The sequence below is a fragment of the Pantoea sp. X-Soil-OKNW-713 genome, assembly GCF_059730685.1.
On record NZ_AP035995.1, the window covers coordinates 3052377 to 3077727 of the forward strand.

Below are 25351 nucleotides of genomic sequence, written 5' to 3' on the forward strand. Positions count from 1 at the left end.
TGCGCGACGAGTGAACACTGCTTAAAAACTAGCAACACGCGGCAAAATTGTCAGATAGCGGGCAAAAAAAATCAGGCCCGTAGGCCTGATTTGTCTGAAGCAACAACACGAAGGTTACATCAGCGGCTGAGCCATCTGTACCAGCGTGATCAGCGGCTGCGGATAAACCCCCAGCAGCAACACCAGAATCGCGGAAATCAGTACCACCACACCACCGGCGGTGAATGCCCAATTCGCGGGGGTATCACGGGTATGCAGCTCTGGCGGGCTGAGGTACAGGCTGACAGTCACGCGCAGATAGTAGTAGAGGCCGATGGCGCTACCTGCCACCACCGCACCCGTCAGCCACCACAGATGGGCGTTCACACCGGAAGCGATCACGTAGAACTTACCAATAAAGCCCAGTGTCATCGGGATACCGGCCAGTGACAGCATCATGATGGTCATCACCGCCGACAGAATCGGACGATGCCAGAACAGGCCACGGTAGGAGTACAGAGTATCGGCATCCGGGCCACGGTAAGGGCTGGACATCAGGCTGACCACACCGAACGCGCCAAGGCTGCTGAACAGGTAACCGGCCAGATAGACGCCAGCGGTTTCCAGCGACAGCTGATGCGTTTTCACCGCAATCAACGCCACCAGCAGATAACCGAGGTGAGCGATGGAGGAGTAACCGAGCAGACGTTTGATGTTGCTCTGCGAAATCGCCATCAGGTTACCGAACAGAATCGAAACAAAGGCAATCACACCCAACACGGTACGTACCGCTTCGCTGTCGGTCACCGGCGCGTACATGAACAGACGCATGATCACGCCAAAGATGGCGATTTTGCTGGCGGTCGCGAGGAAGGTGGATACCGGAGCGGGCGCACCCTGATAGACATCCGGCGTCCACAGATGGAATGGTACCAGCGACAGTTTGAAGCCAAGACCGATAATCATCATCCCGAGGCCGACCAGCAGCAGCGGCTGCTGCATCATGCTGTCATTCAGGCTTTTACCCAACTGCACAAAGCTCAGGCTGCCGGAATCCGCGTAAATCAGTGCGATACCAAACAACAGGAACGATGAGGCTGCGGCTGACAGGATGGTGTATTTCAGTGCCGCTTCCAGCGAACGTTTCTGGCGGAAGGCGTAACCAATCAAACCAAACAGCGGCAGAGACAGCAGTTCAATACCGATGAACAGCGCCGACAGATGGTTGGCGCTGGCCAGCACAATACCGCCCAGAGCGGCAATCAGCACCAGCAGATAGAACTCATCTTTGTTGTCCGGGAAACCGGCCAGCCACGGGTAGGCGAAAGTACAGGTCGCCAGACTCGCCAGCATCACCAGTCCAGTGTAGAAGATGGAGTAGCCATCAACGCGCAGCATCGGCGTCACATCCATTGCCCCGACATGGGCAACAAACCACAGAGAAAGCAGCGCCAGGTTAAGACCAATGACCGTTAGCGTGGCATTTACAAAATGGTTGCGTCGCCATGCAATGGACAGCATCACAACCACCACCGTCAATCCGACGATCAACAGCGGCAGTAACGCGATCAATTGTTGAGGAGTTATTGTCATGGCGAATTACGGCCTTGTAGTTGAAATTGAAGCGGTAAACCACTGCTGAATATTGCTCATTGCAGCATGGGAGGTATCAAGAATCGGCTGCGGATAAACCCCCAGCAGAACCAGCAACACCACCAAAACCATAATCATAATGAACTCACGCGGTGACATCCCTGGCAGTGGGGCCTGTGATTTGGCTTCGCCGTAGTACGCGCGCTGCATCATCACCAGCGAGTACACCGAGGCAAATACCAGACCAAAGGTGGCAATCACGATAATCACCGGCACCACCTGGAAGCTGCCAGTCAGAATCATAAATTCCCCGGCAAAGTTACCGGTGCCCGGCATCCCGAGGTTAGCCACGGCAAAGAACAACGACAGGCCCGGAATCCATTTGATACGTGACCACAGGCCCCCCATCTGACGCATATCACGGGTATGCAGGCGTTCATACAGTTGGCCGCACAGGATAAACAGCGCCGCGGCGGACAGGCCGTGGGCAATCATCTGTACCACCGCACCCTGGAACGCCAACTGGCTGCCTGTGTAGATGGCAATCAGCACAAAGCCCATGTGCGAAATGGAGGTATAAGCGATCAGACGTTTGATATCGGTCTGCGCGAACGCCATCCAGGCACCGTAGAAGATACCAATCACGCCGAGCCACATGGCAATCGGAGCAAATTCTGCCGACGCGTGCGGGAACAACGGCAGGCTGAAACGCAGCAGACCATAGGCTGCGGTTTTCAACAGAATCCCGGCGAGGTCGACCGAACCTGCGGTAGGTGCCTGGCTGTGCGCATCTGGCAACCAGCCGTGTAACGGCACCACCGGCATTTTGACGGCGAAGGCGATAAAGAAGCCCAGCATCAGCAGATATTCCACGGTGTGGGACATCGGGGTTTTCAGCAGCTCTTCGTAGCTGAAGGTCCAGACGCCGGTCGCGTTGTAGTGCACGAACACCAGCGCCAGGATAGCAATCAGCATCACCAGACCGGATGCCTGGGTGTAGATGAAGAACTTGGTCGCTGCCGTGATACGGGTTTTACCGTCTGACGCTTTGTGACCCCAGAGCGCGATGAGGAAGTACATCGGCACCAGCATCATTTCCCAGAAGAAGAAGAACAGGAACATGTCGATGGAGAGGAACACACCAATCACGCCACCGAGGATCCACATCAGGTTGAGGTGGAAAAAGCCCTGATACTTCTCAATTTCATTCCACGAACAGAGCACCGCCATCAGGCCGAGCAGACCGGTCAGCACCACCATCAGCAGCGACAGACCATCAATCGCCAGATGGAAATTGATGCCAAAACGCGGAATCCACGGTACTGAGAAGGTGGATTGCCACTGCGGCATGCCAGCCGCCTGCGTCAGTGAATAGCCACCCTGCAACCAGAGTTGCAACGAAATCACCAGCGTCAGTGCCATGGTGATCAGGGCTATCCAACGCGGCACCTTCGCGCCAAGGCGCTCAGCCAGCCAGCACAGCAAGCCACCGAGAAAAGGTATGATTATTAGCCAAGGTAATAGCACGGCGTACTTCCCTTTTTTCTGCCTTTTTATGAGCTATCTTGCTTGCCATTTCCGCCCCGGCAGTGCTCGCAATCCTCACGTACTTCAGTACGCTCCGGTTGCTGTGCGCTGGCGGTGACAAAACTGGCTGCGCCGATGACGCTCATCACTCAGACAATTTTTTACATTTTCAATTTTGGGGTGAAGATATCTTCACCCCGCCCATCAATCTTGTTAGATCACCAGCAACAGCGCCAGCACTACCACGGCACCGACGCTCATCGACGCCACATACCAGCGCAGATAACCGTTTTCGCTGACCACCAGACCTTTGTTGCCAATGCGCGAAATCAGGGCTGGCAAATTCATCAGCGAGTTCAGCGGATCACGATGCAGTAGCCACGCAATGCCGAGGAAAGGTTTAACGAACACTTTGTCGTATAACCAATCGAAGCCCCAGGCGGCAAACCACCAGGTGCCAAAGAAACGGCCCGGCGCGCTGTTGGCAACGCTGGTAACCAGCTGACGTTTGCCAAGCCACAACGCAGCAGCAATCAGAATGCCGACGATCGCCACCACGCCAGAGGTGATTTCCAGTGCCACTTTGCCGCCTTCACCAAATTCGTTCTGCGGCAACACACCCGCCAGCGGCGGTGTAATCAACGCACCAATGAAGGTGGACAACACCAGCAGCACAATCAGCGGCAGATGATGAGTAATACCTTTACCGGCATGAGCATGGATTTTCTCTTCACCGTGGAACACGATGAAAATCATGCGGAACGTATAGATTGAGGTCAGGAACGCACCTACCAGACCCGCCACCATCAGATTGATGTGACCATTCGCCAACGCACCAAACAGGATTTCATCTTTACTGTAGAAACCTGCGGTAATCAGCGGCAGCGCAGCCAGTGCGGCCCCCCCCACGAGGAAGCAGGTATACACCAGCGGGATGCTCTTACGCAGGCCGCCCATCTTGAAGATGTTCTGTTCGTGATGGCAGGCCAGAATCACCGAACCGGATGACAGGAACAGCAACGCTTTGAAGAACGCGTGGGTCATCAGGTGGAAAATCGCCGCATCCCACGCCTGCACGCCAAGCGCCAGGAACATGTAGCCAATCTGACTCATGGTGGAGTAAGCCAGCACGCGTTTGATGTCGGTTTGCACCAGCGCAGCAAAGCCCGCCAGCACCAGGGTGATGGCACCCACAATACCGACCAGATGCAGCACGTCAGGCGTCAGCAGGAACAGGCCATGCGTACGGGCAATCAGGTAGACACCCGCAGTAACCATCGTCGCGGCGTGGATCAGCGCTGAAACCGGCGTCGGACCGGCCATCGCATCCGCCAGCCACGTTTGCAACGGCAACTGGGCGGATTTACCAACCGCACCACCCAGCAGCAGCAAGGTTGCCCATTGCAGCATATGGTTGTCGGCGGCGAAGTGCGCCGGAGCCAACTCCATCAGCTCGCGGAAGTTCAGCGTGCCAAGTTCGTTGTAGAGAATGAACAACGCCAGCGCGAGGAACACATCACCCACACGGGTAATGATGAAGGCTTTCATCGCCGCTTTGCCGTTTTCCGGGTTGCTGTAGTAGAAACCGATCAGCAGGTAGGAACACAGCCCCACCCCTTCCCAACCGAGATACATCAGCATCAGGTTATCGGCCAGTACCAGAACCACCATGCTGGCGATAAACAGGTTGGTGTAGGCAAAGAAGCGTGAGTAGCCCTCTTCACCACGCATGTACCAGGACGCGAACATGTGGATGAAAAAACCCACACCGGTCACCACTGACAGCATGGTCAGCGACAGGCCATCCAGCACCAGATTGACCTTGATGTCAAAGTGACCAACCTGCATCCAGGTCCACAGCGCCTGAGTGAACGGTTGCTGTCCCTGGCTGAAGAAATCCATGCCGACAAAAATCGTGGTAAGGGCAGCCAGACCGACTGATCCCATCCCCACAGCGGCAGACAGGTTCTCCGACCAGCGACCACGGGAAAATGCCAACAGCAGGAAGCCAATCAGCGGAAATAAAACAGTTAAGTAGAGAAGATTCATCCGCGCATCTCGCTCACAGTGTCAATGTTCAGCGTCTGACGACGACGATAGAGCTGGAGCAGCAGCGCCAGACCGATACTGGCTTCCGCCGCCGCGAGGCTGATTGCCAGGATATACATCACCTGACCGTCGGCTTGCCCCCAGTAGCTCCCTGCGACCACCAGCGCCAGCGCGGCGGCGTTGATCATGATCTCCAGACCAATCAACATAAACAGCAGGTTACGGCGCAGCACCAGTGAGGTCAGGCCGAGAACAAACAGCACAGCAGCCAGAATCAGGCCGTGTTGTAACGGGATCATGCGTGCTCCTCCTTATTCCCTTGCGCCTCAGCCGGGCGATTGCTGAGCACCTCGCCCTGACGCTCTTCACGTCCAATATGGAAGGCCACAACCAGACCGGCCAGCAGCAACATGGATGCCAGCTCCACCGCCAGTACGTAAGGACCAAACAGGCTGATACCCACGGCTTTGGCGTCAATGACAGTGCCATCAATGCCCTGATCGTGCGCGGTGCTGATGGCATAAATCATCACCACCAGCAGCAGCAGGGATACGATGCCAGGACCAATCCACAGCGACGGCTTCAGCCACTCACGCTCCTGATCCTGCTGGGATTTGCCAAGGTTCAGCATCATCACCACGAACACGAACAGCACCATAATGGCACCGGCGTAGACGATAATTTCCAGCGCCCCGGCAAAGTACGCGCCCATTGAGAAGAACACGCCAGCAATCGACAGCAACGAAACAATCAGGTACAGCAGTGCATGCACCGGGTTGGTGTGGGTGATGACGCGTAGCGTCGTCAACACCGCCACCAGACCGCAAAGATAAAACGCAAATTCCATAGCTGGCTCCTTAAGGTAACAAGCCTTTGACGTCGATCGGTTTGGCTTCGTTTTCCGCGTCGCCTTTGCCTTTGCCGTCAATTGCCATACCCGCCATGCGGTAGAAGTTGTACTCCGGATATTTACCCGGACCGGAGATCAACAGATCCTGTTTTTCGTACACCAGATCCTGACGCTTAAACTCACCCAGTTCGAAATCCGGGGTCAGCTGGATAGCGGTGGTCGGACAGGCTTCTTCGCACAGACCACAGAAGATGCAGCGTGAAAAGTTGATGCGGAAGAATTCCGGATACCAGCGACCATCCTGCATTTCGGCTTTTTGCAGCGAAATACAGCCTACCGGACAAGCTACCGCACACAGGTTACAGGCAACGCAGCGCTCTTCACCGTCCGGGTCGCGCGTCAGCACGATACGGCCACGGTAGCGCGGCGGCAGGTAGACCGGCTCTTCCGGGTACATCTGGGTTTCGCGTTTGGCGAAGGCATGCATGCCTATCATCCAGATACTGCGCACTGTCGTGCCGAAGCCAACGACAATATCTTTTAAAGTCATCTCAAAACCCCTTACTGCGCAGACAGAATCACTGCGGCGGTCGCCAGCAGGTTCAACAGCGTCAACGGCAGACACACTTTCCAGCCGAACGACAGCACCTGGTCATAGCGTGGACGCGGAAGCGCAGCACGAATCAGGATAAACATCATCATGAAGAACGCGGTCTTAATAGCGAACCAGATGAACGGCGGCAGGAACGGTCCGTGCCAGCCACCGAAGAACAGCGTCACAATCAGCGCTGATACGGTGGTGATCGCCACGTATTCACCCACGAAAAACAGACCGAACTTCATCCCGGCGTATTCGATGTGATAACCATCGGCCAGTTCCTGTTCTGCTTCCGGCTGGTCAAACGGGTGACGGTGACATACCGCAACGCCCGCGATACAGAAGGTCAGGAAGCCAAAGAATTGCGGAATGATGTTCCACAAATGCGCCTGACTTTCGACGATGGCGTTCAGGTTGAAGGAACCTGCCTGTGCCACCACGCCCATCAGCGACAGGCCGAGGAACACTTCGTAGCTCAGGGTCTGCGCGGAAGCACGCATCGCGCCGAGCAGCGAGTATTTGTTGTTACTCGACCAGCCCGCGAACAGCACCGCATATACCGCCAGACCGGCCATCATCAGGAAGAACAACAGACCAATGTTCAGGTCAGTGACCATCCAGGTGGGCGATACCGGTACGATGGCGAAAGCCAGCAGCAGCGAAACAAACGCAATCACCGGGGCCAGGGTAAAGATAAAGCGGTCGGTAAAGGGCGGAACCCAGTCCTCTTTAAAGAACATTTTTAGCATATCTGCTGCTAATTGCAGCGAACCACCCCAACCTACGCGGTTTGGTCCGTAACGGTTCTGCCAGAGGCCGAGCAGACGACGCTCGGCAAAACTCATGAAGGCACCGCAGGCCACCACCACCAGCAAGATGACGATGGCTTTGACGATGCTAATCAGGATGTCAATAACGTCCGGTGTCAGCCAGCTCATTGCGCCGCCTCCTGCAATTTGTCAATTTGCGCACCGGAGAGGAACGGCGGCACGCCCGGCATACCCAGCGGCAGACCTACTTGCCCCGCCTGCAACGCACTGGAGAAGCGCACCGGCAGACGCAGCGTTTCACCGGCACACACCAGCTCAACGGCGGCACCATTGTTGACGCCCAGTTTTTCCGCATCGGCCGGGTTAATGACCAGCGTGGCCGGAGCCATACGTTTCTGGAACACCGGAGAACGCTGGGTCATCTCCTCGCTACCAAACAGTTGATAGTAAGGGGCGACACGCCACTGGCTGCCACTAACGAAGCTATCCGGAATCACGCTGAACCACGGCAATGCACCTTCCGTAGCTTCAAACAGACGCACACCCGGATCACCATTGCGCAGCTTACCGCCCACTTCGGCCTGGAATTTGTTCCATGCCTGCGGGGAGTTCCAGCCTGGCGCCCAGGCAAACGGGATCTGCGAACGGGCCGCACCCGGCTGGTTGTTACCTTCCATCGAGAAGGCGAACATGGTGTCTTTATCTTGCGGCTGACGCGGTTCGTGCACGCTGATGTTGGCACGCGCGGCGGTACGGCCGCTGTAACGATGCGGTGAACGCGCCAGTTTTTGTCCACGAATACGGAAGCTGGCATCCGGTGCCGCGTCCTTGATACCTTTCAGTTGTGGCAGAGCAGCCACCGCAGCATCAATCACATGATCAAGCAGCGTCCAGTCAATCTGACGGCTTTCAACCGTGCTGTGCAGCGAGTGCAGCCAGCGCCAGCTCTCCAGCATCACCACACTGTTGTCGTAGTAGGCCGGATCGAAAACCTGGAAGAAACGTTGTGCGCGGCCTTCGTGGTTGATCGAGGTGCCGTCGCTTTCCGCAAAGCTGGCACCAGAGAACACCAGGTTAGCTTTTTCCAGCGTGCTGGTGCGTTGATGATCGACCACAATCACGTTGGCTGCCTGAGCCAGTGCGGCGTCCACCGTCGTTTTTGGCGCGTGGCGGTAAAGGTCGTTTTCCAGCACCACCAGAGTGTCCGCTTCGCCTTTGCTCAGTTGCTCCAGCGCGCTGTCCAGCGATGCTCCACCCATCAATCCAAGACCGATGCTGTTTGCCGCTGACGCCAGCAAGGTAATGCCGACATCCGCGCCGCGCGCTTTTAGCGCTTTCGCGACGTTAGCCGCCGCTTCAATCATGGCGGTGCTGCCCGAGTGGGTACCGGAGATAATCAGCGGCTTTTTCGCCCCTGCCAGCGCCTGCACCACGACGTCCAGCTTGCCGTTGAGAGCTTTGTCAAAGTTGCCTGGGGCTGGCGCGGATTCATCCAGCGCATGCGCGATAGCAAAACCAAGACGCGCCTGGTCTTCCACCGGTGCACGGTAGCTCCATGCCGCGATATCATCCAGACGGGTTTCATCAACGTTGGTCACAAACAACGGATGTTTGGCGTGCTGACCAATGTTCAGGATCGCCGCAATCTGCCAGTCAGCGACTTTCTGCGCCGCCGCCATTTCGCGGGCTTTACCTTTAACTGCCTGACGCACGGACAGTGCGACACGCGCACCGACCTGAGTGAGATCTTCACCCAGCACCAGCACCGCATCGTAGCTTTCAATTTCACGCAGAGACGGAGTGTAGATGCCACCTTCACGCAGCACTTTCAGCATCAGCTCAAGACGCGTCTGCTCGCCAGCGGGCATACCGGTGGAGAAGTTTTCTGCACCCACCAGTTCACGCAGCGCAAAGTTGCTTTCAATGCTGGCGCGCGGTGAACCAATACCAATGACTTTTTTCGCCTGACGCAGCACATCTGCCGCCGCGTTCACCGCCTGTTCGGCATTCAGCGTGACCCAGTCATTACCGCGCAACTGTACCGGATGACGAGGACGATCTTTGCGGTTGACGTAGCCGTAACCAAAGCGACCACGGTCACACAGGAAATAATGGTTTACCGTGCCGTTGTAACGGTTTTCAATGCGACGCAGTTCACCATAACGTTCACCCGGGCTGGTGTTACAACCGACGCTGCACTGCTGGCAGATGCTCGGAGCAAACTGCATGTCCCATTTACGGTTGTAGCGTTCGGAGTGAGTTTTATCGGTGAACACCCCGGTCGGACAAATTTCGACCAGGTTACCGGAGAATTCGCTCTCCAGCGTGCCATCTTCCGGGCGACCGAAGTAGACGTTGTCGTGTGCGCCGTAGACACCAAGGTCTTTGCCGTCGGCATAATCTTTGTAGTAACGCACGCAGCGGTAACAGGCGATACAGCGGTTCATTTCATGTGAAATGAACGGGCCGAGATCCTGGTTTTGGTGGGTGCGTTTGGTGAAGCGATAGCGACGGAAGCTGTGGCCCGTCATCACCGTCATATCCTGAAGGTGGCAGTTACCCCCCTCTTCACACACCGGGCAGTCGTGCGGGTGGTTGGTCATCAGCCATTCCACCACGCTTTCACGAAACTCTTTCGCTTCGCCATCGTCGATGGAGATAAAAGTGCCGTCCGACGCCGGTGTCATGCAGGACATAACAAGGCGGCCGCGAGTATCTTCGGCATTCTGGAATTGCTTTACCGCACACTGGCGGCAGGCACCTACGCTTCCCAGCGCGGGATGCCAGCAAAAATAAGGAATATCAAGGCCCAGGGAGAGACAAGCCTGTAGCAGGTTGTCCGCCCCGTTCACATCATACTCTTTACCGTCTACATGGATTGTAGCCATAGTGAATATGCTTCCGTAAGGCCCGTCCGAAGACGAGCGTTAAACATCTCTTTCTTTCCCCCGCCGCGATGCTCTCGCCACAGGGTTATCCGTGTACGGCGGCTGATTACCAGCGCGCTTTCAGCAGGTTGGGCTGAATACCGCCAATAGCGCGGGTATTGCCAAACACCTGCGGCGCAATGCCGGCTTCAAACTCTTCACGGAAATATTTAATCGCGCTTTGTAGCGGCTCGACGGCACCCGGCGCATGCGCACAGAAGGTTTTACCTGGGCCAAGCTGACGGCAAAGCTGTTGCAGGGTTTCGATATCACCCGGCTGACCTTGCTTTTGCTCCAGTGCACGCAGGATCTTCACGCTCCACGGCAAACCATCACGGCATGGCGTACACCAGCCGCAGGATTCGCGAGCAAAGAACTCTTCCAGATTGCGCACCAGCGAGACCATGTTGATCTCATGGTCCACCGCCATCGCCAGCGCGGTACCCAGACGACTACCGGCTTTACCAATGCTGGCAAATTCCATCGGCAGGTCGAGATGCTGATCGGTGAGGAAGTCAGTCCCTGCGCCACCTGGCTGCCAGGCTTTGAACTTCAGGCCATCGCGCATGCCACCTGCATAGTCTTCGAGGATTTCACGCGCGGTAGTACCGAACGGCAATTCCCAGACACCCGGATTTTTTACGCGGCCTGAGAAGCCCATCATTTTGGTGCCGGTGTCTTCACTTTTTGAGATGTTCTTGTACCAATCCACCCCATTGAGGAAGATGGCAGGCACATTTGACAGCGTCTCAACGTTGTTAACACAGGTCGGTTTGCCCCACACACCGGCGCTGGCCGGGAACGGTGGCTTGGAACGCGGGTTAGCGCGACGTCCTTCCAGTGAGTTGATTAACGCTGTCTCTTCACCACAAATGTAGCGGCCTGCCCCGGTATGCACGAACAGCTCGAAATCAAAGCCGGTGCCGAGGATGTTTTTACCGATAAAGCCCGCTTCGGTGGCTTCGGCAATTGCTTTACGCAGGTTGGCCGCTGCTTCGATGTATTCACCACGCAGGAAGATGTAGCCACGGTAAGCTTTCAACGCAAAGGCGCTGATCAACATACCTTCCACCAACTGGTGCGGCATTTGTTCCATCAGCAGGCGGTCTTTATAGGTGCCCGGCTCCATTTCATCGGCGTTACACAGCAGGTAACGGATGTTCATGGATTCGTCTTTCGGCATCAGGCTCCATTTCAGACCGGTGTTAAAACCGGCACCGCCGCGACCTTTCAGACCGGAGTCTTTTACGGCTGCGACGATTTCGTCCTGGCTCATACCTTTCAGCGCTTTTTCGGCACCGACGTAACCGTTTTTGCTGCGATATTCATCAATCCACACCGGCTGTTTGTCATCACGCAGACGCCAGGTCAGAGGATGCGTTTCCGCAGTACGAATGATCTGTTTGATGGTCATTGATACTGCTCCAGTAAAGTGGCGATACCTTCCGGCGTCAGATGAACGTGGGTGTCTTCATCCACCATCATGGTCGGGCCTTTATCACAGTTACCCAGGCAGCAAGTCGGCAGCAGCGTAAAGCGACCGTCCGGCGTAGTCTGGCCCGGTTTGATATGCAGGTTTTGTTCTAAAGCGGCCTGAATACCCTGATAACCGGTGATATGGCACACCACGCTGTCGCAGTAGCGAATCACATGACGGCCCACTGGCTGGCGATAAATCTGGCTGTAGAAGGTCGCGACACCTTCCACGTCACTGGCCGGAATTCCCAGCACCTCAGCAATAGCGTTAATCGCGCCATCGGGGACCCAGCCACGCTGTTTCTGCACGATCTTCAGGGCTTCAATCGAAGCCGCGCGCGCATCTTCGTAATGGTGTTTTTCGTGCTCAATCGCGTGGTGTTCTGCCTCGCTCAGCACAAAGACCTCATTAGGGTCGATCGTTTGGATGGCAATTTTTTGATCGTGCATAATTAGCGGTCCACGTCTGACATAACAAAATCGATACTACCGAGGTAAACGATCAGGTCGGATACCAGGCTGCCACGGATCACCGACGGGATCTGTTGCAGATGCGGGAAGCTCGGCGTACGCACACGGGTGCGGTAGCTCATGGTGCTGCCGTCGCTGGTCAGGTAGTAACTGTTGATCCCTTTGGTCGCCTCGATCATCTGGAAGGATTCGTTGGCCGGCATTACCGGACCCCAGGAAACCTGTAGGAAGTGAGTAATCAGGGTTTCAATGTGTTGTAGCGTGCGCTCTTTTGGCGGCGGCGTGGTCAGCGGGTGATCCGCCTTGAACGGCCCTTCCGGCATATTTTTCAGGCATTGCTCCAGAATACGCAGCGACTGCCACATTTCTTCCATTTTCAGCATCACGCGGGTGTAGGCATCGCTGATGCCCGCACCAACCGGAATCTCAAAATCGAAGTGTTCGTAACCTGAATAGGGGCGCCATTTACGCACGTCAAAATCAAGACCGGTCGCGCGCAGACCAGCACCGGTGGTGCCCCAGGCCAACGCTTCATCCATGTTGTAGGCGGCAACACCCTGTGAACGCCCCATCAACACGCGGTTACGCAGCGCGGCTTTGTCGTACTCTTTCAGACGCTTAGGCATCCAGTCGAGGAAGTCACGCAGCAGACGTTCCCAACCTTTCGGCAGATCGTGCGCTACACCACCAATACGGAACCATGCCGGGTGCATACGGAAACCGGTGATGGCTTCCACCACGTCATAGATTTTCTGACGGTCGGTAAAGGCAAAGAACACCGGCGTCATCGCGCCGACGTCCTGAATAAAGGTCGAGATATAGAGCAGATGGCTGTTGATGCGGAACAGCTCTGACAGCATCACGCGAATCACATTGACGCGATCTGGCACGGTGATACCCGCCAGTTTTTCGACCGCCAGCACATACGGCATTTCATTAACGCAACCGCCGAGGTATTCGATACGGTCGGTGTACGGAATATAGCTGTGCCAGGACTGACGCTCACCCATCTTCTCGGCACCACGGTGGTGATAACCGACATCCGGGACGCAATCGACAATCTCTTCACCGTCGAGTTGCAGAATGATGCGGAACGCACCGTGTGCAGACGGGTGGTTCGGACCCAGGTTGAGGAACATGAAGTCCTCATTGGCGGTGCTGCGCTTCATGCCCCACTCTTCTGGCTTGAAGGTCAGCGACTCCATCTCAAGGTCTTCTTTTTGCTTGGTCAGCGTGAAGGGGTCAAACTCAGTCGCGCGCGCCGGATAGTCCTTACGCAGCGGGTGCCCTTCCCACGTCTGCGGCATCATGATGCGCGTCAGGTGCGGGTGACCATCAAAAGTCATACCAAACATTTCCCAGGTTTCGCGCTCATACCAGTTGGCATTCGGGAAAATTTTGGTGATGGTTGGCAAATGCATATCGTTTTCAGACAACGCGACCTTGAGCATGATGTCGCGATTGCGTTCAATAGATAGCAGATGATAGAAAACGGAAAAATCCGCGGCAGGTAACCCGGCGCGGTTGGTACGTAAACGTTCATCCATGCCATGCAAATCATAAAGCATGACGTAAGGCTTCGGCAGCTTACGAAGGAATTCAACAATTTCCAGCAATTGTTCACGCTTCACCCAAACCACCGGGATGCCGGTGCGGGTAGCCTGAACAGTAAAGGCGTCCGGCCCAAAACGGTTACGCAGCTCGCCGATCACCGGGTCGTCCAGGTGATCCCGGGTTTGCCATGCAGGCTGAGCGAGATCTTGCGTGGTTAAATCTGTCATACGTTACTCACCATTCCGGCCTGTAATCAGGCACTCAAAAGAAGGCGTCAGGATGGCGGCACACATTAAATTGTGGTGTTCTGCTGCGGCCGTGGCTCCATCCGTGTACGGGTAGCTTAAACTTCGTCGGGTGTTCTCAGGTTGGTGACGGCAATGCGTTCACCGCGTTTTCTTTCGCGCTCCGACTGCATATTGGCGCGATACACACCCTGATCACCCACCACCCACGAGAGAGGACGACGCTCTTTACCGATGGACTCGCGTAACAGCAGCAGCGCCTGCATGTAAGCTTCCGGACGCGGCGGGCAGCCCGGAATATACACATCCACCGGCAGGAATTTATCCACGCCCTGCACCACTGAATAGATGTCATACATGCCGCCGGAGTTGGCACAGGCTCCCATCGAGATCACCCATTTGGGTTCCAGCATCTGGTCATACAAACGCTGAATCACCGGTGCCATTTTGGTAAAGGGCGTACCGGCAATCACCATGAAGTCAGCCTGACGCGGGGAGGCACGCATAACTTCCGCACCAAAACGCGCCACGTCATGTACCGCAGTAAATGACGTGGTCATTTCCACGTAGCAACAGGAAAGGCCGAAGTTATACGGCCAGAGAGAGTTTTTACGTCCCCAGTTCACCATGTCGTGCAGGGCATGCTCAAGTTTGCCCATGTAGACGCTGCGGTGAACATGCTGCTCCAGAGGATCGGCGACAATCTCCTGTTTTTGCAGCGGATAGCGATCGTTATCGCCCCCGTTTGGGTCTACGCGTGTCAGCGTGTAGTCCATCTTATTGCCTCGCTTTTACTGCTTATGAGGATTGGTGTGGCTGTGACTGATCGGGATTGATTTGACGACAACGCGACGACGCGCAGGCGCCCAATCCAGTGCACCGATGCGAACCAGGTAAACCAGGCCTGCCAGCAGCACCAAAATGAAAATTGCGGCTTCGACAAAGCCGACCCAGCCGCTTTCGCGGATGGAGGTCGACCATGCGTATAAAAAGAGGGCTTCGACGTCGAAAATTACGAAGAACATCGCAACCAGATAGAATTTTGCGGAGAGGCGAATATGGGTGTCACCGACCGAGTCGATACCCGATTCAAACGGGGTGTTTTTGTAGCGCGCCCGGGCACGTCCACCTAACAACCAGCCACCGGTCAACATGAAGGCACAAAGACCGAACGCGATAACAATAAATATAATAAATGCCCAGTGATGAGCGATCACTTCAGTGGTTGTCGACATACTCTTTGCTTACTCATCAAAAGTGGCGCTGGCATCCTGCACTGTCGCAGCAAACACACCACATCGATTCAAGGGAAGGATAAAAAACCTTATAAACTTTGCTGTCATTATCAATTAAGCAGCAATTTTATGGGGTTTTTTACTCCTTTCTATAACCTTTTGTCAACTTTGACAAAAGTATCCAAACATTATTTTACATCCGCAGCATATTATTAACATACAAGGCCCGTTGCGCCAGCTAAATCGCTTCAGTTTGTGAGGTTAATTTCAGTGTAGCGGGAATTCACATGCATGGATCGTGCATTTAACAATCATATTTTGACAGGAATTAACCGGATTTCCTTGTCCTTTTCAGGGCTATTTTTTTGATCCAGAACACATAACAGTGCTTTTTGCTGTAAAAATCGGCAAAAGGGACAGGCAAACGCCCAGGAGAAGATGGCACGAAATGATAAAATCGTTCCACTTAATATAAAAATGGAATGCATTTCATTTTTTTGGAAGGGTGGAAATAATTTGGTGCTAATTTCGTCTGATATATCCAACAAAAATGACACAAAAAAAGCCTTAACCGGTAAAAACCAGGCTAAGGCTTATTTATCGATGTTTTAACAATTGGCCGATGTTCTATTTGAGAACGATTATCGGCTCAAATGGTTATTACTCTTCGTCATCCAGCAGCAGCGTACCATCCGGATTCGCGCTCAGGTTGTACGGATCGTTAGTGGATTGCATGGCATTGAAAATCGCCAGCGCCAACTCGTTATCGCTGTCCGGGTTACGGCACAGCAGATATTGCGTATCCGGCAACACAGGCAAACCTTCAGCCGCTCCCATCACGCGCAGTTCCGGACTCATCATCTCAACCGGACGCGCCGTGACCCCAAGCCCGGCTTTAACCGCAGCACGGACCGCAGCCAGGGTGGAAGCGACGTAAGAGATACGCCACGGGATACCCGCTTCGTTCAGATGGTCAATCGCCATATCGCGATACGGGCTGGGCTCATCCAACAGCACCAGAGGAATCGCTTCGCCGCGCTGGAAGATGTAGTCAGCCGCGCAATACCACAAGGTCGGCGACGTGCGCAGTACCTGATGGGTGAAGTTACCCGGACTGGAGGTGGTCACCACCAAATCCACTTCGCCCTGGTTCAGCATTTCCATCATAAATGGATTGCGCTTCACGCGAACATCAATCGCCAGTTTCGGATAGACCGAGGTTACGCGATTAAGCAGGAATGGCAGGATGGTGTCGGAAGTATCATCAGAAGCGCCAATGGTCAGCACGCCCTGAATATTGCTGTACATCAGAGAGGTACAAGCTTCGTCGTTGAAACGAAGGATCTTTCTGGCGTAGCCCAGCAGTTGGATGCCATGCTCCGTCAGCAATTTATTACGTCCATGTCTGGCAAACAGCTCTTTACCTACCAATTGTTCCAGACGCTGCATCTGCTGGCTTACTGCTGATTGCGTTCTGCACACGGCCGCAGCCGCAGCTGCAAAGGTGTTCAGGTCAGCAACGGCGACGAAAGTTCTCAGCAGATCGAGGTCGAGATTCAGTATCGGACGATTTGCATTAGTCATGTTTTTCTTCACTTATAAGATTTTTTACAAACTACTACCCTGGTGTATTACCTTACTCATCATTGGGATAAGAGGTAATGGTGCTTAATGACAGCCCTGTGTGGAGACTGTCATGAAAAACTGTGTCAGGCGGATACCAACGATTACGTCACTCTGAAAACAGAGCAGCGGCGTCAATAAGACAGAACAACTTCTCGGGCCGAAAGCGTAAATCGCGCAAATGCAGGAAGCTGTGTAGTTGCCTGGTTTTCCGCAAAAAGGACCTGCGGATCAAAAAATGATAACTGCATGTTATGATGATGCGAAGAGGTAAACTGCATCAAATAATAAATTATACTTAATCATTTTTGCACCAGAAAGGGAAATGTTTTTATCAGAAACCTTGTAATTTTTGACCAAAACCCCTTTCCAGCACATCCTGCCACAATGCTGCTCATTTTTTAAGCCCTCCTGGTTCCTAAACTTGTTAGGGAAAGCTTAAGTTTCAGCGTAAATGCTCTTTATCGCAGGCCGCCAACGGCTATCTGAACCAGGCCCATCTTTGAATTAGCCCACTGAAACTCGATGAGAATGAGGTGCGTTTTCTAACGCCAGCAGAGGATGGGCCAATAACGGTTAACTATTCATCTTCTGACAAATATTTTTTAACTATTTCATCCTGTCGCTAATAATCCAATCCCGCAGTTGTGAATAAATTTTTTTTAATCACACCCTCATCATCTGGATTAAGGTGTTTACAGACCACATCAACGCAACCAGCATTAAATTTCAACTTTCTTTACTTTACTGGACAATTTAACCACCTTAATTAGTCTAAGATATCTTTTCCCCCAGGACTAGCTCGAAAAATTGCCAAACACGCCAAAACCTGAGGTGACCCTTCTTTTGTTACGGGGAGAGGAGTAAATTGGGCGGGTTTGTTTTTTGTGGCAGGTTAAATGGACTCTGCCCGTTAAGGCGGTAGCGATGAATTTTCAAATTGATAAATCCGGTAAGCTGGATAATGTCTGCTATGACATCCGTGGGCCGGTACTGAAAGAGGCGAAACGTCTCGAAGAAGAAGGCAACAAAGTTCTCAAACTCAACATTGGCAATCCTGCCCCGTTTGGTTTTGAAGCCCCCGATGAAATCCTGGTTGATGTGATCCGCAACCTGCCCAGCGCACAAGGGTATTGTGACTCCAAAGGTCTCTACTCGGCGCGCAAAGCGATCATGCAGCATTACCAGGCGCGCGAAATGCGCGATATGACCGTTGAAGACATCTATATAGGTAATGGCGTTTCGGAACTGATCGTGCAAGCCATGCAGGCATTGCTGAACAGCGGCGATGAAATGCTGGTGCCCGCACCTGATTACCCGTTATGGACAGCAGCGGTTTCGCTTTCCAGTGGTAAAGCGGTTCATTATCTGTGTGACGAATCTTCGGATTGGTTCCCGGACCTGGATGATATCCGCAGCAAAATCACGCCGCGCACGCGTGGTATTGTGATCATCAACCCGAACAACCCTACCGGTGCGGTCTACAGCAAAGAACTGCTGCTGGAGATTGTCGAGATTGCGCGTCAGCATAATTTGATCATCTTTGCCGATGAGATCTACGACAAGATTTTGTACGACGAAGCCCAGCATCATTCTATTGCTGCGCTGGCACCGGACCTGCTGACCGTTACCTTTAACGGTCTGTCAAAAACCTATCGCGTTGCCGGTTTCCGTCAGGGCTGGATGGTGCTGAACGGCCCCAAAAAGCATGCCAAAGGCTATATCGAAGGTCTGGAGATGCTGGCGTCAATGCGCCTGTGTGCCAACGTACCGGCGCAACACGCAATCCAGACGGCGTTGGGCGGCTACCAGAGCATCAGTGAGTTTATCGCACCAGGTGGACGGTTATATGAACAGCGTCAGCGCGCCTGGGAATTAATCAATGACATTCCCGGCGTCAGCTGTGTGAAACCGCAGGGTGCGCTCTATATGTTCCCGCGTATTGATGCGAAAAAGTTCAACCTGTTCGACGACCAGAAAATGGTGCTCGATTTCCTGCTACAGGAAAAAGTGCTGTTGGTTCAGGGTACCGCGTTCAACTGGCCGTGGCCGGATCATGTGCGTATCGTGACCCTGCCACGCGTTGACGATCTGGAAATGGCCATCAGCAAGTTTGGTCGCTTCCTGCAAGGGTATCGTCAGTAACCGCAGACGCGTATAGTTGTGGTATTTCGGGGAGAGTCCTCTCTCCCCGTTGTACGACAGGAACCGCTCATGACCCGAAGCCATTTTTTCGCCCATCTCTCCCGTCTCAAACTGATCAACCGCTGGCCGCTGATGCGCAACGTGCGCACTGAAAACGTCTCTGAACACAGCCTTCAGGTGGCGATGGTTGCTCATGCGCTGGCGATCATTAAGAACAAAAAATTTAACGGTAATCTCAATGCTGAACGCATTGCGATGCTGGCGCTTTATCATGATGCCAGTGAAGTGCTGACCGGTGATCTGCCAACTCCGGTGAAGTATTACAACGCACAAATCGCTCATGAATATAAGAAGATAGAGAAAATTGCACAGCAAAAGCTGATTGAGATGCTGCCTCCTGAATTGCAGGATGCTTACCGCCCATTACTGGACGAACATCTGCATAGCGAAGCGGAACAGGCGGTAGTGAAGCAAGCCGATGCCTTGTGCGCGTACGTGAAGTGTCTTGAGGAGTTGTCAGCCGGGAACAACGAATTCCTGCTGGCAAAAGCGCGTCTTGAAAAAACCCTGGCGCAACGCCGTTCGCCAGAAATGGATTACTTTGTCGAGGTGTTCATTCCCAGCTTTAGCCTGTCACTGGACGAGATTTCGCAGGAAACGCCGCTGTAGCGGCGTGATTCACGGCGCGGTAAATCGCGCCGTTGCGAATTATGCTTTCAGCGACAGGGTAAAACCGCCCTTCCCATCACCGGTGACCACCAACGCTTCCAGCGTAGTCAGCGAAAAAGTTACATCGCTGAGACGTGGAGTATCGGCTGGGGCATTCACGGCGATCACCGCGCTTCCGGCATTCAGTCCCGCCAGCACGCCCGCAGGCGCATCTTCAACTACTACGCATTCACGCGCGCTTAACCCCAGTTGCTCAGCCCCCAGCAGATAGGCGTCCGGCTCCGGCTTGCCGCGTTTAACATTCTCAGCCGTGATAAAGACCGCGGGCGCAGGCAGACCGGCGGCTTTGTGGCGCGCATGAGCAACCGGAATCGAACCCGAAGTCACGATTGCCCACGGAATTTGCAGCTCGTTCAGCGTTGCCAGTAGCACCTGCGCGCCAGGTAAGGCTTGAACGCCATCAGTATCTGACGCTTCAATGCTTTCCAGACGCAAAAACTCCGCCTGAATCGCTTCCTCGCTCTGGCCCGCCATAAAATGACGTAACGACGTTATTGCCTGTTTGCCATGAATGAAGTTCAGAATGACGTCTGCCGTAAACCCATGGCGTGCGCCCCATTGTGTCCACGCACGCTCTACGGCAGGCAGTGAATCCACCAGCGTGCCATCCAAATCAAACAGAAAACCTCTGTACGTCACTCGCTACTCCTTCTTCAGGCATTGAGGATTTGCGCAATCTCATTCGCGCTTAAATGGTACTGACGGGGGCAAGTGTGCCACAACGCCAGCATCCGTTGATATTTTTCCCACATCGGCGTTTGTGCATTAAAACCGTGGGTACCGGAATCGAAATGGGTATAACGCCCTTCGGTGTTAACCATAAAACGCACATAGCCGAGATAGCGCGCTTCCGTCGCGGCATCAAAGCCAAGAAAGGCAAGGCGACGCTCCTCAATCTGTGCACCCTCTTTGAGATTGGACCAGGAGACATGCAACGCATGGTGCATCTCCATGATATCGATCAGGGTGCGGCAAGTTGCTTCACTCAGCTCGCCAAACTCTTTATCCAGTTCGCGCAGTTGCAGGCCATAGCCGCGTTCGATGATGGTTTGATAACGACGATAGCGCTCGGCATTATCCGGCTCAAGCATCGCCATCATTTTGTATTGATTCGACAGGATGAGCCGCTGTGCGTGGGTCATTTCCATGATGTTCTCCAGGGTCATTGCGACCGTTTAAAATTTAAACCAATGGAGAAATGATTGCACAACGGAAGTGATGCGGGTATGTCCGCACCACTTTTCTTTGATTTGACCCCGGATAAGCGGCAAATTCTCTCGCAGTTAAAAAGACGCTGCGATCAAAGATCGTCAAGAAAGGTACGATCGAGTTGCTTGAACGCGCGTTTTAACACATCCGCCAGCGCCTGATAGGTCGGCTTTCCTTCCACCGGGGCAATCGCCTGTCCGGCCTCTTCCAGTTTGGCGCGCACTTCATGGAACCATTGCAGTAAGGTTGGCGGAAGCGGTGTCATCGAACGTTTGCCCAGCCACCACAACCCCTGCATTGGCAGGCTACAGGCGAATAATGCTGTTGCAACGGCTGGTCCCAGTTGCCCACCCATCGCGATTTGCCAGGTCAGGGTGAAGATAGCCAATGGCGGCATAAAACGAATAGAAAAACGCGTTGCCGTCACTACCCGATTCTCAGGAAAAACAGGTGCCAGGCGTTTATCAGCCGGCCAGGTCTTCATGTAATGCTGTCCACGCTGAAATAAGCCGAACCAGCCAGGATTGCCCGTGTCATTCGCCATGATAGACCTCAACTATTCTTACAACATTTAAAATAAACTGATAACTACACAACTTTACGTGACATCCTTCAAAAGTTTTTGTCTTTAAGGGTGACACTGAGTATTCTGACGCCGTTTTAGCAACATTACCGGAAGCTACTGCTCAATTAAAGAACAGTTTAGAGCCATGTTTCGCTAAGCGGATTTCAAAAATTCGCGTAAAATTACCAAAATTTTTTGCGGAACGGTCTCTTTTTGACTACCGCATGATGTTAATCATTAATTTACCAGCTTTCATGGGCTACGCTGTTAGTCTGATCGCGTTATTTTTCGCCACTATTTAACCAATAGGTACTTCCATGTCGACGAAGTTAGTTCTGGTTCTGAACTGCGGCAGCTCCTCACTCAAGTTTGCCATCCTCAACCCCGCCAGCGGCGACGAATATCTCTCCGGTCTGGCTGAATGCTTCCATCTGCCCGAAGCACGCATTAAGTGGAAACTGGAAGGTAGCAAACAGGAAGCCCCTCTGGGTGCGGGTGCCGCGCATAGCGAAGCCCTCAACTTCATTGTTAAAACTATTCTGGCACAAAAACCAGAGCTGTCGGCACAAATCGCTGCAATCGGTCATCGCATCGTGCATGGCGGCGAACAGCTGACCCAATCCGTTGTGATTGATGAATCCGTAATCCAGGGGATCAAAGACGCTTCTTCCTTTGCTCCGCTGCACAATCCGGCACACCTGATTGGTATCGACGAAGCGATGAAAAACTTCCCGCATCTGTCTGACAAGAATGTGGCGGTTTTTGATACAGCTTTCCATCAGACAATGCCTGAAGAATCTTATCTCTACGCCCTGCCCTACAAACTGTATAAAGAGCACGGCGTACGTCGTTATGGCGCGCATGGTACCAGTCACTATTATGTGACTCAGGAAGCGGCCAAAATGCTGGATAAACCGGTGACAGAACTGAATGTGATCACTTGCCACCTTGGCAACGGCGGTTCTGTTTCGGCCATTCGCAACGGCGTGTGCGTTGATACCTCAATGGGTCTGACGCCGCTGGAAGGTCTGGTGATGGGTACCCGTAGCGGTGACATCGATCCGGCAATCGTATTCTTCCTGCACGACACCCTCGGCATGAGCGTGGATGCCATCAACAAACTGCTGACCAAAGAGTCCGGCCTGCTGGGTCTGACCGAAGTCACCAGCGACTGCCGTTATGTCGAAGATAACTACACCACCAAAGAAGATGCTAAACGCGCTATGGACGTGTTCTGTCATCGTCTGGCGAAGTATATCGGTGGCTACACCTCCCTGATGGAAGGCCGCCTCGACGCCGTGGTGTTCACCGGTGGTATCGGTGAGAACGCCGCGATGGTACGCGAACTGTCATTGCAGAAACTGGGGTTGATCGGCTTCGAAGTGGATCACGAACGTAACCTGGCCGCGCGTTTCGGCAAGTCTGGCTTCATTAACAAAGAAGGGACTCGCCCGGCACTGGTCATCCCGACCAACGAAGAGTTGGTCATCGCCCAGGACGCTGCGCGTCTTACCGCATAAATGCTTCTCTCCGTCAGCTCAGGCTGACGGAGTTGTTTTGAGCCATTGCAATACCAGAGAGGATATAACGTGTCTCGTACAATTATGCTCATTCCTACCGGCACCAGCGTCGGCCTGACCAGCGTCAGCCTCGGCGTGATCCGTGCGATGGAACGCAAAGGCGTGCGCCTGAGCGTATTCAAGCCTATCGCCCAGCCGCGCGCTGGCGGCGATACGCCAGACCAGACCACCACCATCATTCGTAAGAACTCCGCCATCCCAGCCGCCGAACCGCTGCTGATGTCACGCGTTGAGTCGCTGCTCGGTTCTAACCAGCAGGATGTGCTGATGGAAGAGATCATCGCCCGCTACCATGAAAACACCAAAGACGCGGAAGTGGTGCTGGTTGAAGGTCTGGTGCCGACGCGCAAACATCAGTTTGCCTCTGCGCTGAACTATGAAATCGCCAAGACCCTGAATGCGGAAATCGTGTTTGTGACCGCACTGGGCAACGATTCACCGGCGCAGCTGAAAGAACGTATCGAACTGACGCAAAGCAGCTTTGGCGGCAGCAAGAACAAAAACATCACCGGCGTGATCATCAATAAACTGAACGCCCCGGTCGATGAACAAGGCCGTACGCGTCCTGACCTGTCAGAGATCTTTGACGACTCCTCCAAAGCCAGCATCGCCAACATCGATCCGAAGCAGCTGTTTGCTGACAGCCCGCTGCCGGTGTTGGGTTGCGTGCCGTGGAGCTTTGATCTGATCGCTACGCGTGCGATTGATATGTCCCGTCACCTGAACGCTGACATCATCAATGAAGGCGACATCCACACCCGTCGGGTGAAATCCGTCACCTTCTGCGCCCGCAGCATCCCGCATATGCTGGAACATTTCCGTCCGGGTTCCCTGCTGGTGACCTCAGCAGACCGCCCGGATGTGCTGGTTGCAGCCTGCCTGGCCGCGATGAATGGCGTAGAAATCGGTGCCATTCTGCTGACCGGCGGTTATCAGATCGATGAACGTATTGGTCGTCTGTGCGAACGCGCCTTCCAGACTGGCCTGCCGGTCTTTATGGTGAAAACCAACACCTGGCAGACCTCGCTCAGCCTGCAAAGCTTTAACCTTGAGGTTCCGGCTGACGATACCCAGCGCATCGAAAAAGTGCAGGAGTACGTTGCCAGCTACATCAACAACGACTGGATCGAGTCGCTGACGGCGACGTCAGAGCGCAGCCGTCGTCTGTCACCGCCAGCATTCCGCTACCAGTTGACCGAGCTGGCACGCAAAGCGGGCAAACGCATCGTACTGCCGGAAGGCGACGAACCGCGTACCGTGAAAGCGGCCGCAATCTGTGCCGAACGTGGCATCGCCACCTGCGTGCTGCTGGGTAATCCGGACGAGATCCAACGCGTTGCTGCGGCACAGGGCGTTGAACTGGGTAAAGGTATCGAGATTGTTGATCCGGAAGTAGTCCGTGGGAACTACGTGCCGCGCCTGGTCGAACTGCGTAAGAGCAAAGGCATGACCGAAGTGGTGGCGCAGGAGCAACTGGAAGATAACGTGGTGCTCGGCACCATGATGCTGGAAAGTGGCGAAGTCGACGGCCTGGTATCCGGTGCCGTTCACACCACCGCTAACACCATCCGTCCGCCGTTGCAGTTGATCAAAACCGCGCCGAACAGCTCACTGGTTTCCTCGGTGTTCTTTATGCTGTTGCCGGAGCAGGTGCTGGTGTATGGCGACTGCGCTATCAACCCGGATCCGAACCCGGAACAGCTGGCAGAAATCGCGATTCAGTCTGCCGACTCGGCCAAAGCCTTCGGTATCGATCCGCGCGTGGCGATGATCTCCTACTCCACCGGCAATTCTGGTGCCGGTAGCGATGTAGAGAAAGTGCGTGAAGCGACCCGTATCGCGCAGGAAAAACGTCCGGATCTGGTGATCGACGGTCCGTTGCAGTATGACGCCGCCATCATGGAAGACGTGGCGAAATCCAAAGCGCCGAACTCGCAGGTTGCGGGCCGTGCGACCGTGTTTATCTTCCCGGATCTCAACACCGGTAACACCACCTACAAAGCGGTACAGCGTTCCGCTGACCTGATCTCCATCGGGCCGATGTTGCAGGGGATGCGTAAGCCGGTGAACGACCTGTCACGCGGTGCGCTGGTAGATGATATCGTCTACACCATCGCGCTGACGGCGATTCAGTCACAGCAGGCTGAAGGTTAAAACGCTAAAGGCGTCCCGTGGGACGCCTTTTTTTTGCGCGATAAATCGCGCCGCTACGGCCAGGAAAACGTT

The 25351-nt window shown here is 54.1% G+C and carries 22 protein-coding genes; 5 read left to right on the forward strand and 17 right to left on the reverse strand.

The features are described 5' to 3' along the window. Positions 1-114: 114 nt before the first annotated feature. The 13 genes from nuoN to AC6I8R_RS14350 form a co-directional block, all read right to left on the reverse strand. Complete coding sequence (gene nuoN, locus AC6I8R_RS14290; protein ID WP_021185067.1) at positions 115-1572, reverse strand: NADH-quinone oxidoreductase subunit NuoN; 1458 nt, start codon at positions 1570-1572, stop codon at positions 115-117. A 6-nt stretch (positions 1573-1578) separates the two neighbouring features. Continuing rightward, positions 1579-3099, reverse strand: a complete 1521-nt coding sequence (gene nuoM / locus AC6I8R_RS14295; RefSeq protein WP_208723919.1) for an NADH-quinone oxidoreductase subunit M — start codon at positions 3097-3099, stop codon at positions 1579-1581. A 213-nt stretch (positions 3100-3312) separates the two neighbouring features. Then, a complete protein-coding gene (nuoL, locus tag AC6I8R_RS14300; protein ID WP_021185069.1) occupies positions 3313-5148 on the reverse strand; it encodes an NADH-quinone oxidoreductase subunit L in 1836 nt (611 codons plus the stop codon). Next, complete coding sequence (gene nuoK, locus AC6I8R_RS14305) at positions 5145-5447, reverse strand: NADH-quinone oxidoreductase subunit NuoK (RefSeq protein ID WP_013509877.1); 303 nt, start codon at positions 5445-5447, stop codon at positions 5145-5147. The genes nuoL and nuoK overlap by 4 nt, the downstream gene beginning before the upstream one ends. Continuing rightward, positions 5444-5995, reverse strand: coding sequence for an NADH-quinone oxidoreductase subunit J (nuoJ, locus tag AC6I8R_RS14310; RefSeq protein WP_013509878.1), 552 nt, complete (start codon positions 5993-5995; stop codon positions 5444-5446). Before nuoJ ends, nuoK begins: the two co-directional genes overlap by 4 nt. Before the next feature lie 10 nt (positions 5996-6005). Beyond that, positions 6006-6548 carry an NADH-quinone oxidoreductase subunit NuoI gene (gene nuoI / locus AC6I8R_RS14315; protein WP_013509879.1) on the reverse strand — a complete coding sequence of 181 codons (543 nt, stop codon included), beginning with the start codon at positions 6546-6548 and terminating at the stop codon, positions 6006-6008. A gap of 11 nt (positions 6549-6559) precedes the next feature. Beyond that, positions 6560-7534 carry an NADH-quinone oxidoreductase subunit NuoH gene (gene nuoH, locus AC6I8R_RS14320; protein ID WP_021185071.1) on the reverse strand — a complete coding sequence of 325 codons (975 nt, stop codon included), beginning with the start codon at positions 7532-7534 and terminating at the stop codon, positions 6560-6562. Continuing rightward, complete coding sequence (gene nuoG / locus AC6I8R_RS14325) at positions 7531-10254, reverse strand: NADH-quinone oxidoreductase subunit NuoG (protein WP_497832503.1); 2724 nt, start codon at positions 10252-10254, stop codon at positions 7531-7533. The genes nuoH and nuoG overlap by 4 nt, the downstream gene beginning before the upstream one ends. 106 nt (positions 10255-10360) lie before the next feature. Next, positions 10361-11701, reverse strand: coding sequence for an NADH-quinone oxidoreductase subunit NuoF (gene nuoF, locus AC6I8R_RS14330; protein ID WP_152521892.1), 1341 nt, complete (start codon positions 11699-11701; stop codon positions 10361-10363). Between the two features lie 2 nt (positions 11702-11703). Beyond that, positions 11704-12219: an NADH-quinone oxidoreductase subunit NuoE gene (nuoE, locus tag AC6I8R_RS14335; RefSeq protein WP_013509883.1), complete on the reverse strand. Its 516-nt coding sequence runs from the start codon at positions 12217-12219 to the stop codon at positions 11704-11706. Between the two features lie 2 nt (positions 12220-12221). Further along, on the reverse strand, positions 12222-14021 hold the full coding sequence (gene nuoC, locus AC6I8R_RS14340; RefSeq protein ID WP_021185074.1) for an NADH-quinone oxidoreductase subunit C/D: 1800 nt from the start codon (positions 14019-14021) through the stop codon (positions 12222-12224). 116 nt (positions 14022-14137) lie between these two features. Next, positions 14138-14815: a NuoB/complex I 20 kDa subunit family protein gene (locus tag AC6I8R_RS14345; RefSeq protein WP_013509885.1), complete on the reverse strand. Its 678-nt coding sequence runs from the start codon at positions 14813-14815 to the stop codon at positions 14138-14140. Between the two features lie 15 nt (positions 14816-14830). After that, positions 14831-15274: an NADH-quinone oxidoreductase subunit A gene (locus AC6I8R_RS14350; protein ID WP_497832504.1), complete on the reverse strand. Its 444-nt coding sequence runs from the start codon at positions 15272-15274 to the stop codon at positions 14831-14833. Positions 15275-15712: 438 nt separating this feature from the next. Here AC6I8R_RS14350 and AC6I8R_RS14355 point away from each other — a divergent pair, with 438 nt between their 5' ends. Beyond that, positions 15713-15886, forward strand: a complete 174-nt coding sequence (locus AC6I8R_RS14355; RefSeq protein WP_415174153.1) for a hypothetical protein — start codon at positions 15713-15715, stop codon at positions 15884-15886. A gap of 48 nt (positions 15887-15934) precedes the next feature. Here the strand turns inward: AC6I8R_RS14355 and lrhA are convergent, their stop codons facing one another. Continuing rightward, positions 15935-16858 carry a transcriptional regulator LrhA gene (gene lrhA, locus AC6I8R_RS14360; RefSeq protein WP_007889314.1) on the reverse strand — a complete coding sequence of 308 codons (924 nt, stop codon included), beginning with the start codon at positions 16856-16858 and terminating at the stop codon, positions 15935-15937. 966 nt (positions 16859-17824) lie between these two features. On the opposite strand from lrhA, the gene AC6I8R_RS14365 reads away from it, so the two are divergent. Beyond that, entirely contained in the window at positions 17825-19042 is a 1218-nt protein-coding gene (locus AC6I8R_RS14365; protein ID WP_013509888.1) for a pyridoxal phosphate-dependent aminotransferase, read from the forward strand. A gap of 69 nt (positions 19043-19111) precedes the next feature. Continuing rightward, positions 19112-19711 carry a 5'-deoxynucleotidase gene (gene yfbR, locus AC6I8R_RS14370; RefSeq protein ID WP_021185076.1) on the forward strand — a complete coding sequence of 200 codons (600 nt, stop codon included), beginning with the start codon at positions 19112-19114 and terminating at the stop codon, positions 19709-19711. 39 nt (positions 19712-19750) lie between these two features. On the opposite strand, the gene AC6I8R_RS14375 is transcribed toward yfbR, so the two are convergent. The 3 genes from AC6I8R_RS14375 to yfbV all read right to left on the reverse strand — a co-directional run bounded on the left by AC6I8R_RS14375 (position 19751) and on the right by yfbV (position 21524). Continuing rightward, a complete protein-coding gene (locus AC6I8R_RS14375; protein WP_497832505.1) occupies positions 19751-20410 on the reverse strand; it encodes a sugar phosphatase in 660 nt (219 codons plus the stop codon). A gap of 14 nt (positions 20411-20424) precedes the next feature. Next, positions 20425-20919: a YfbU family protein gene (locus AC6I8R_RS14380; RefSeq protein WP_021185078.1), complete on the reverse strand. Its 495-nt coding sequence runs from the start codon at positions 20917-20919 to the stop codon at positions 20425-20427. Positions 20920-21071: 152 nt separating this feature from the next. After that, entirely contained in the window at positions 21072-21524 is a 453-nt protein-coding gene (yfbV, locus tag AC6I8R_RS14385) for a terminus macrodomain insulation protein YfbV (RefSeq protein ID WP_036626815.1), read from the reverse strand. A 338-nt stretch (positions 21525-21862) separates the two neighbouring features. Here yfbV and ackA point away from each other — a divergent pair, with 338 nt between their 5' ends. Together ackA and pta are read left to right on the forward strand one after the other, a co-directional pair. Next, positions 21863-23065, forward strand: a complete 1203-nt coding sequence (ackA, locus tag AC6I8R_RS14390) for an acetate kinase (RefSeq protein ID WP_208723914.1) — start codon at positions 21863-21865, stop codon at positions 23063-23065. A gap of 69 nt (positions 23066-23134) precedes the next feature. Then, a complete protein-coding gene (gene pta, locus AC6I8R_RS14395) occupies positions 23135-25279 on the forward strand; it encodes a phosphate acetyltransferase (RefSeq protein ID WP_208723913.1) in 2145 nt (714 codons plus the stop codon). Positions 25280-25351: the final 72 nt, after the last annotated feature.

What these genes read in the sequence shown, in the direction of transcription:
- nuoN (WP_021185067.1), bottom strand. Translation starts at nt 1,572, where the DNA reads ATGACAATAACTCCTCAACAATTGATCGCGTTACTGCCGCTGTTGATC.
- nuoL (WP_021185069.1), bottom strand. Translation starts at nt 5,148, where the DNA reads ATGAATCTTCTCTACTTAACTGTTTTATTTCCGCTGATTGGCTTCCTG.
- nuoK (WP_013509877.1), bottom strand. Translation starts at nt 5,447, where the DNA reads ATGATCCCGTTACAACACGGCCTGATTCTGGCTGCTGTGCTGTTTGTT.
- nuoJ (WP_013509878.1), bottom strand. Translation starts at nt 5,995, where the DNA reads ATGGAATTTGCGTTTTATCTTTGCGGTCTGGTGGCGGTGTTGACGACG.
- nuoI (WP_013509879.1), bottom strand. Translation starts at nt 6,548, where the DNA reads ATGACTTTAAAAGATATTGTCGTTGGCTTCGGCACGACAGTGCGCAGT.
- nuoH (WP_021185071.1), bottom strand. Translation starts at nt 7,534, where the DNA reads ATGAGCTGGCTGACACCGGACGTTATTGACATCCTGATTAGCATCGTC.
- nuoG (WP_497832503.1), bottom strand. Translation starts at nt 10,254, where the DNA reads ATGGCTACAATCCATGTAGACGGTAAAGAGTATGATGTGAACGGGGCG.
- nuoE (WP_013509883.1), bottom strand. Translation starts at nt 12,219, where the DNA reads ATGCACGATCAAAAAATTGCCATCCAAACGATCGACCCTAATGAGGTC.
- nuoC (WP_021185074.1), bottom strand. Translation starts at nt 14,021, where the DNA reads ATGACAGATTTAACCACGCAAGATCTCGCTCAGCCTGCATGGCAAACC.
- AC6I8R_RS14345 (WP_013509885.1), bottom strand. Translation starts at nt 14,815, where the DNA reads ATGGACTACACGCTGACACGCGTAGACCCAAACGGGGGCGATAACGAT.
- AC6I8R_RS14350 (WP_497832504.1), bottom strand. Translation starts at nt 15,274, where the DNA reads ATGTCGACAACCACTGAAGTGATCGCTCATCACTGGGCATTTATTATA.
- AC6I8R_RS14355 (WP_415174153.1), top strand. Translation starts at nt 15,713, where the DNA reads ATGGCACGAAATGATAAAATCGTTCCACTTAATATAAAAATGGAATGC.
- lrhA (WP_007889314.1), bottom strand. Translation starts at nt 16,858, where the DNA reads ATGACTAATGCAAATCGTCCGATACTGAATCTCGACCTCGATCTGCTG.
- AC6I8R_RS14365 (WP_013509888.1), top strand. Translation starts at nt 17,825, where the DNA reads ATGAATTTTCAAATTGATAAATCCGGTAAGCTGGATAATGTCTGCTAT.
- yfbR (WP_021185076.1), top strand. Translation starts at nt 19,112, where the DNA reads ATGACCCGAAGCCATTTTTTCGCCCATCTCTCCCGTCTCAAACTGATC.
- AC6I8R_RS14380 (WP_021185078.1), bottom strand. Translation starts at nt 20,919, where the DNA reads ATGGAAATGACCCACGCACAGCGGCTCATCCTGTCGAATCAATACAAA.
- yfbV (WP_036626815.1), bottom strand. Translation starts at nt 21,524, where the DNA reads ATGGCGAATGACACGGGCAATCCTGGCTGGTTCGGCTTATTTCAGCGT.
- ackA (WP_208723914.1), top strand. Translation starts at nt 21,863, where the DNA reads ATGTCGACGAAGTTAGTTCTGGTTCTGAACTGCGGCAGCTCCTCACTC.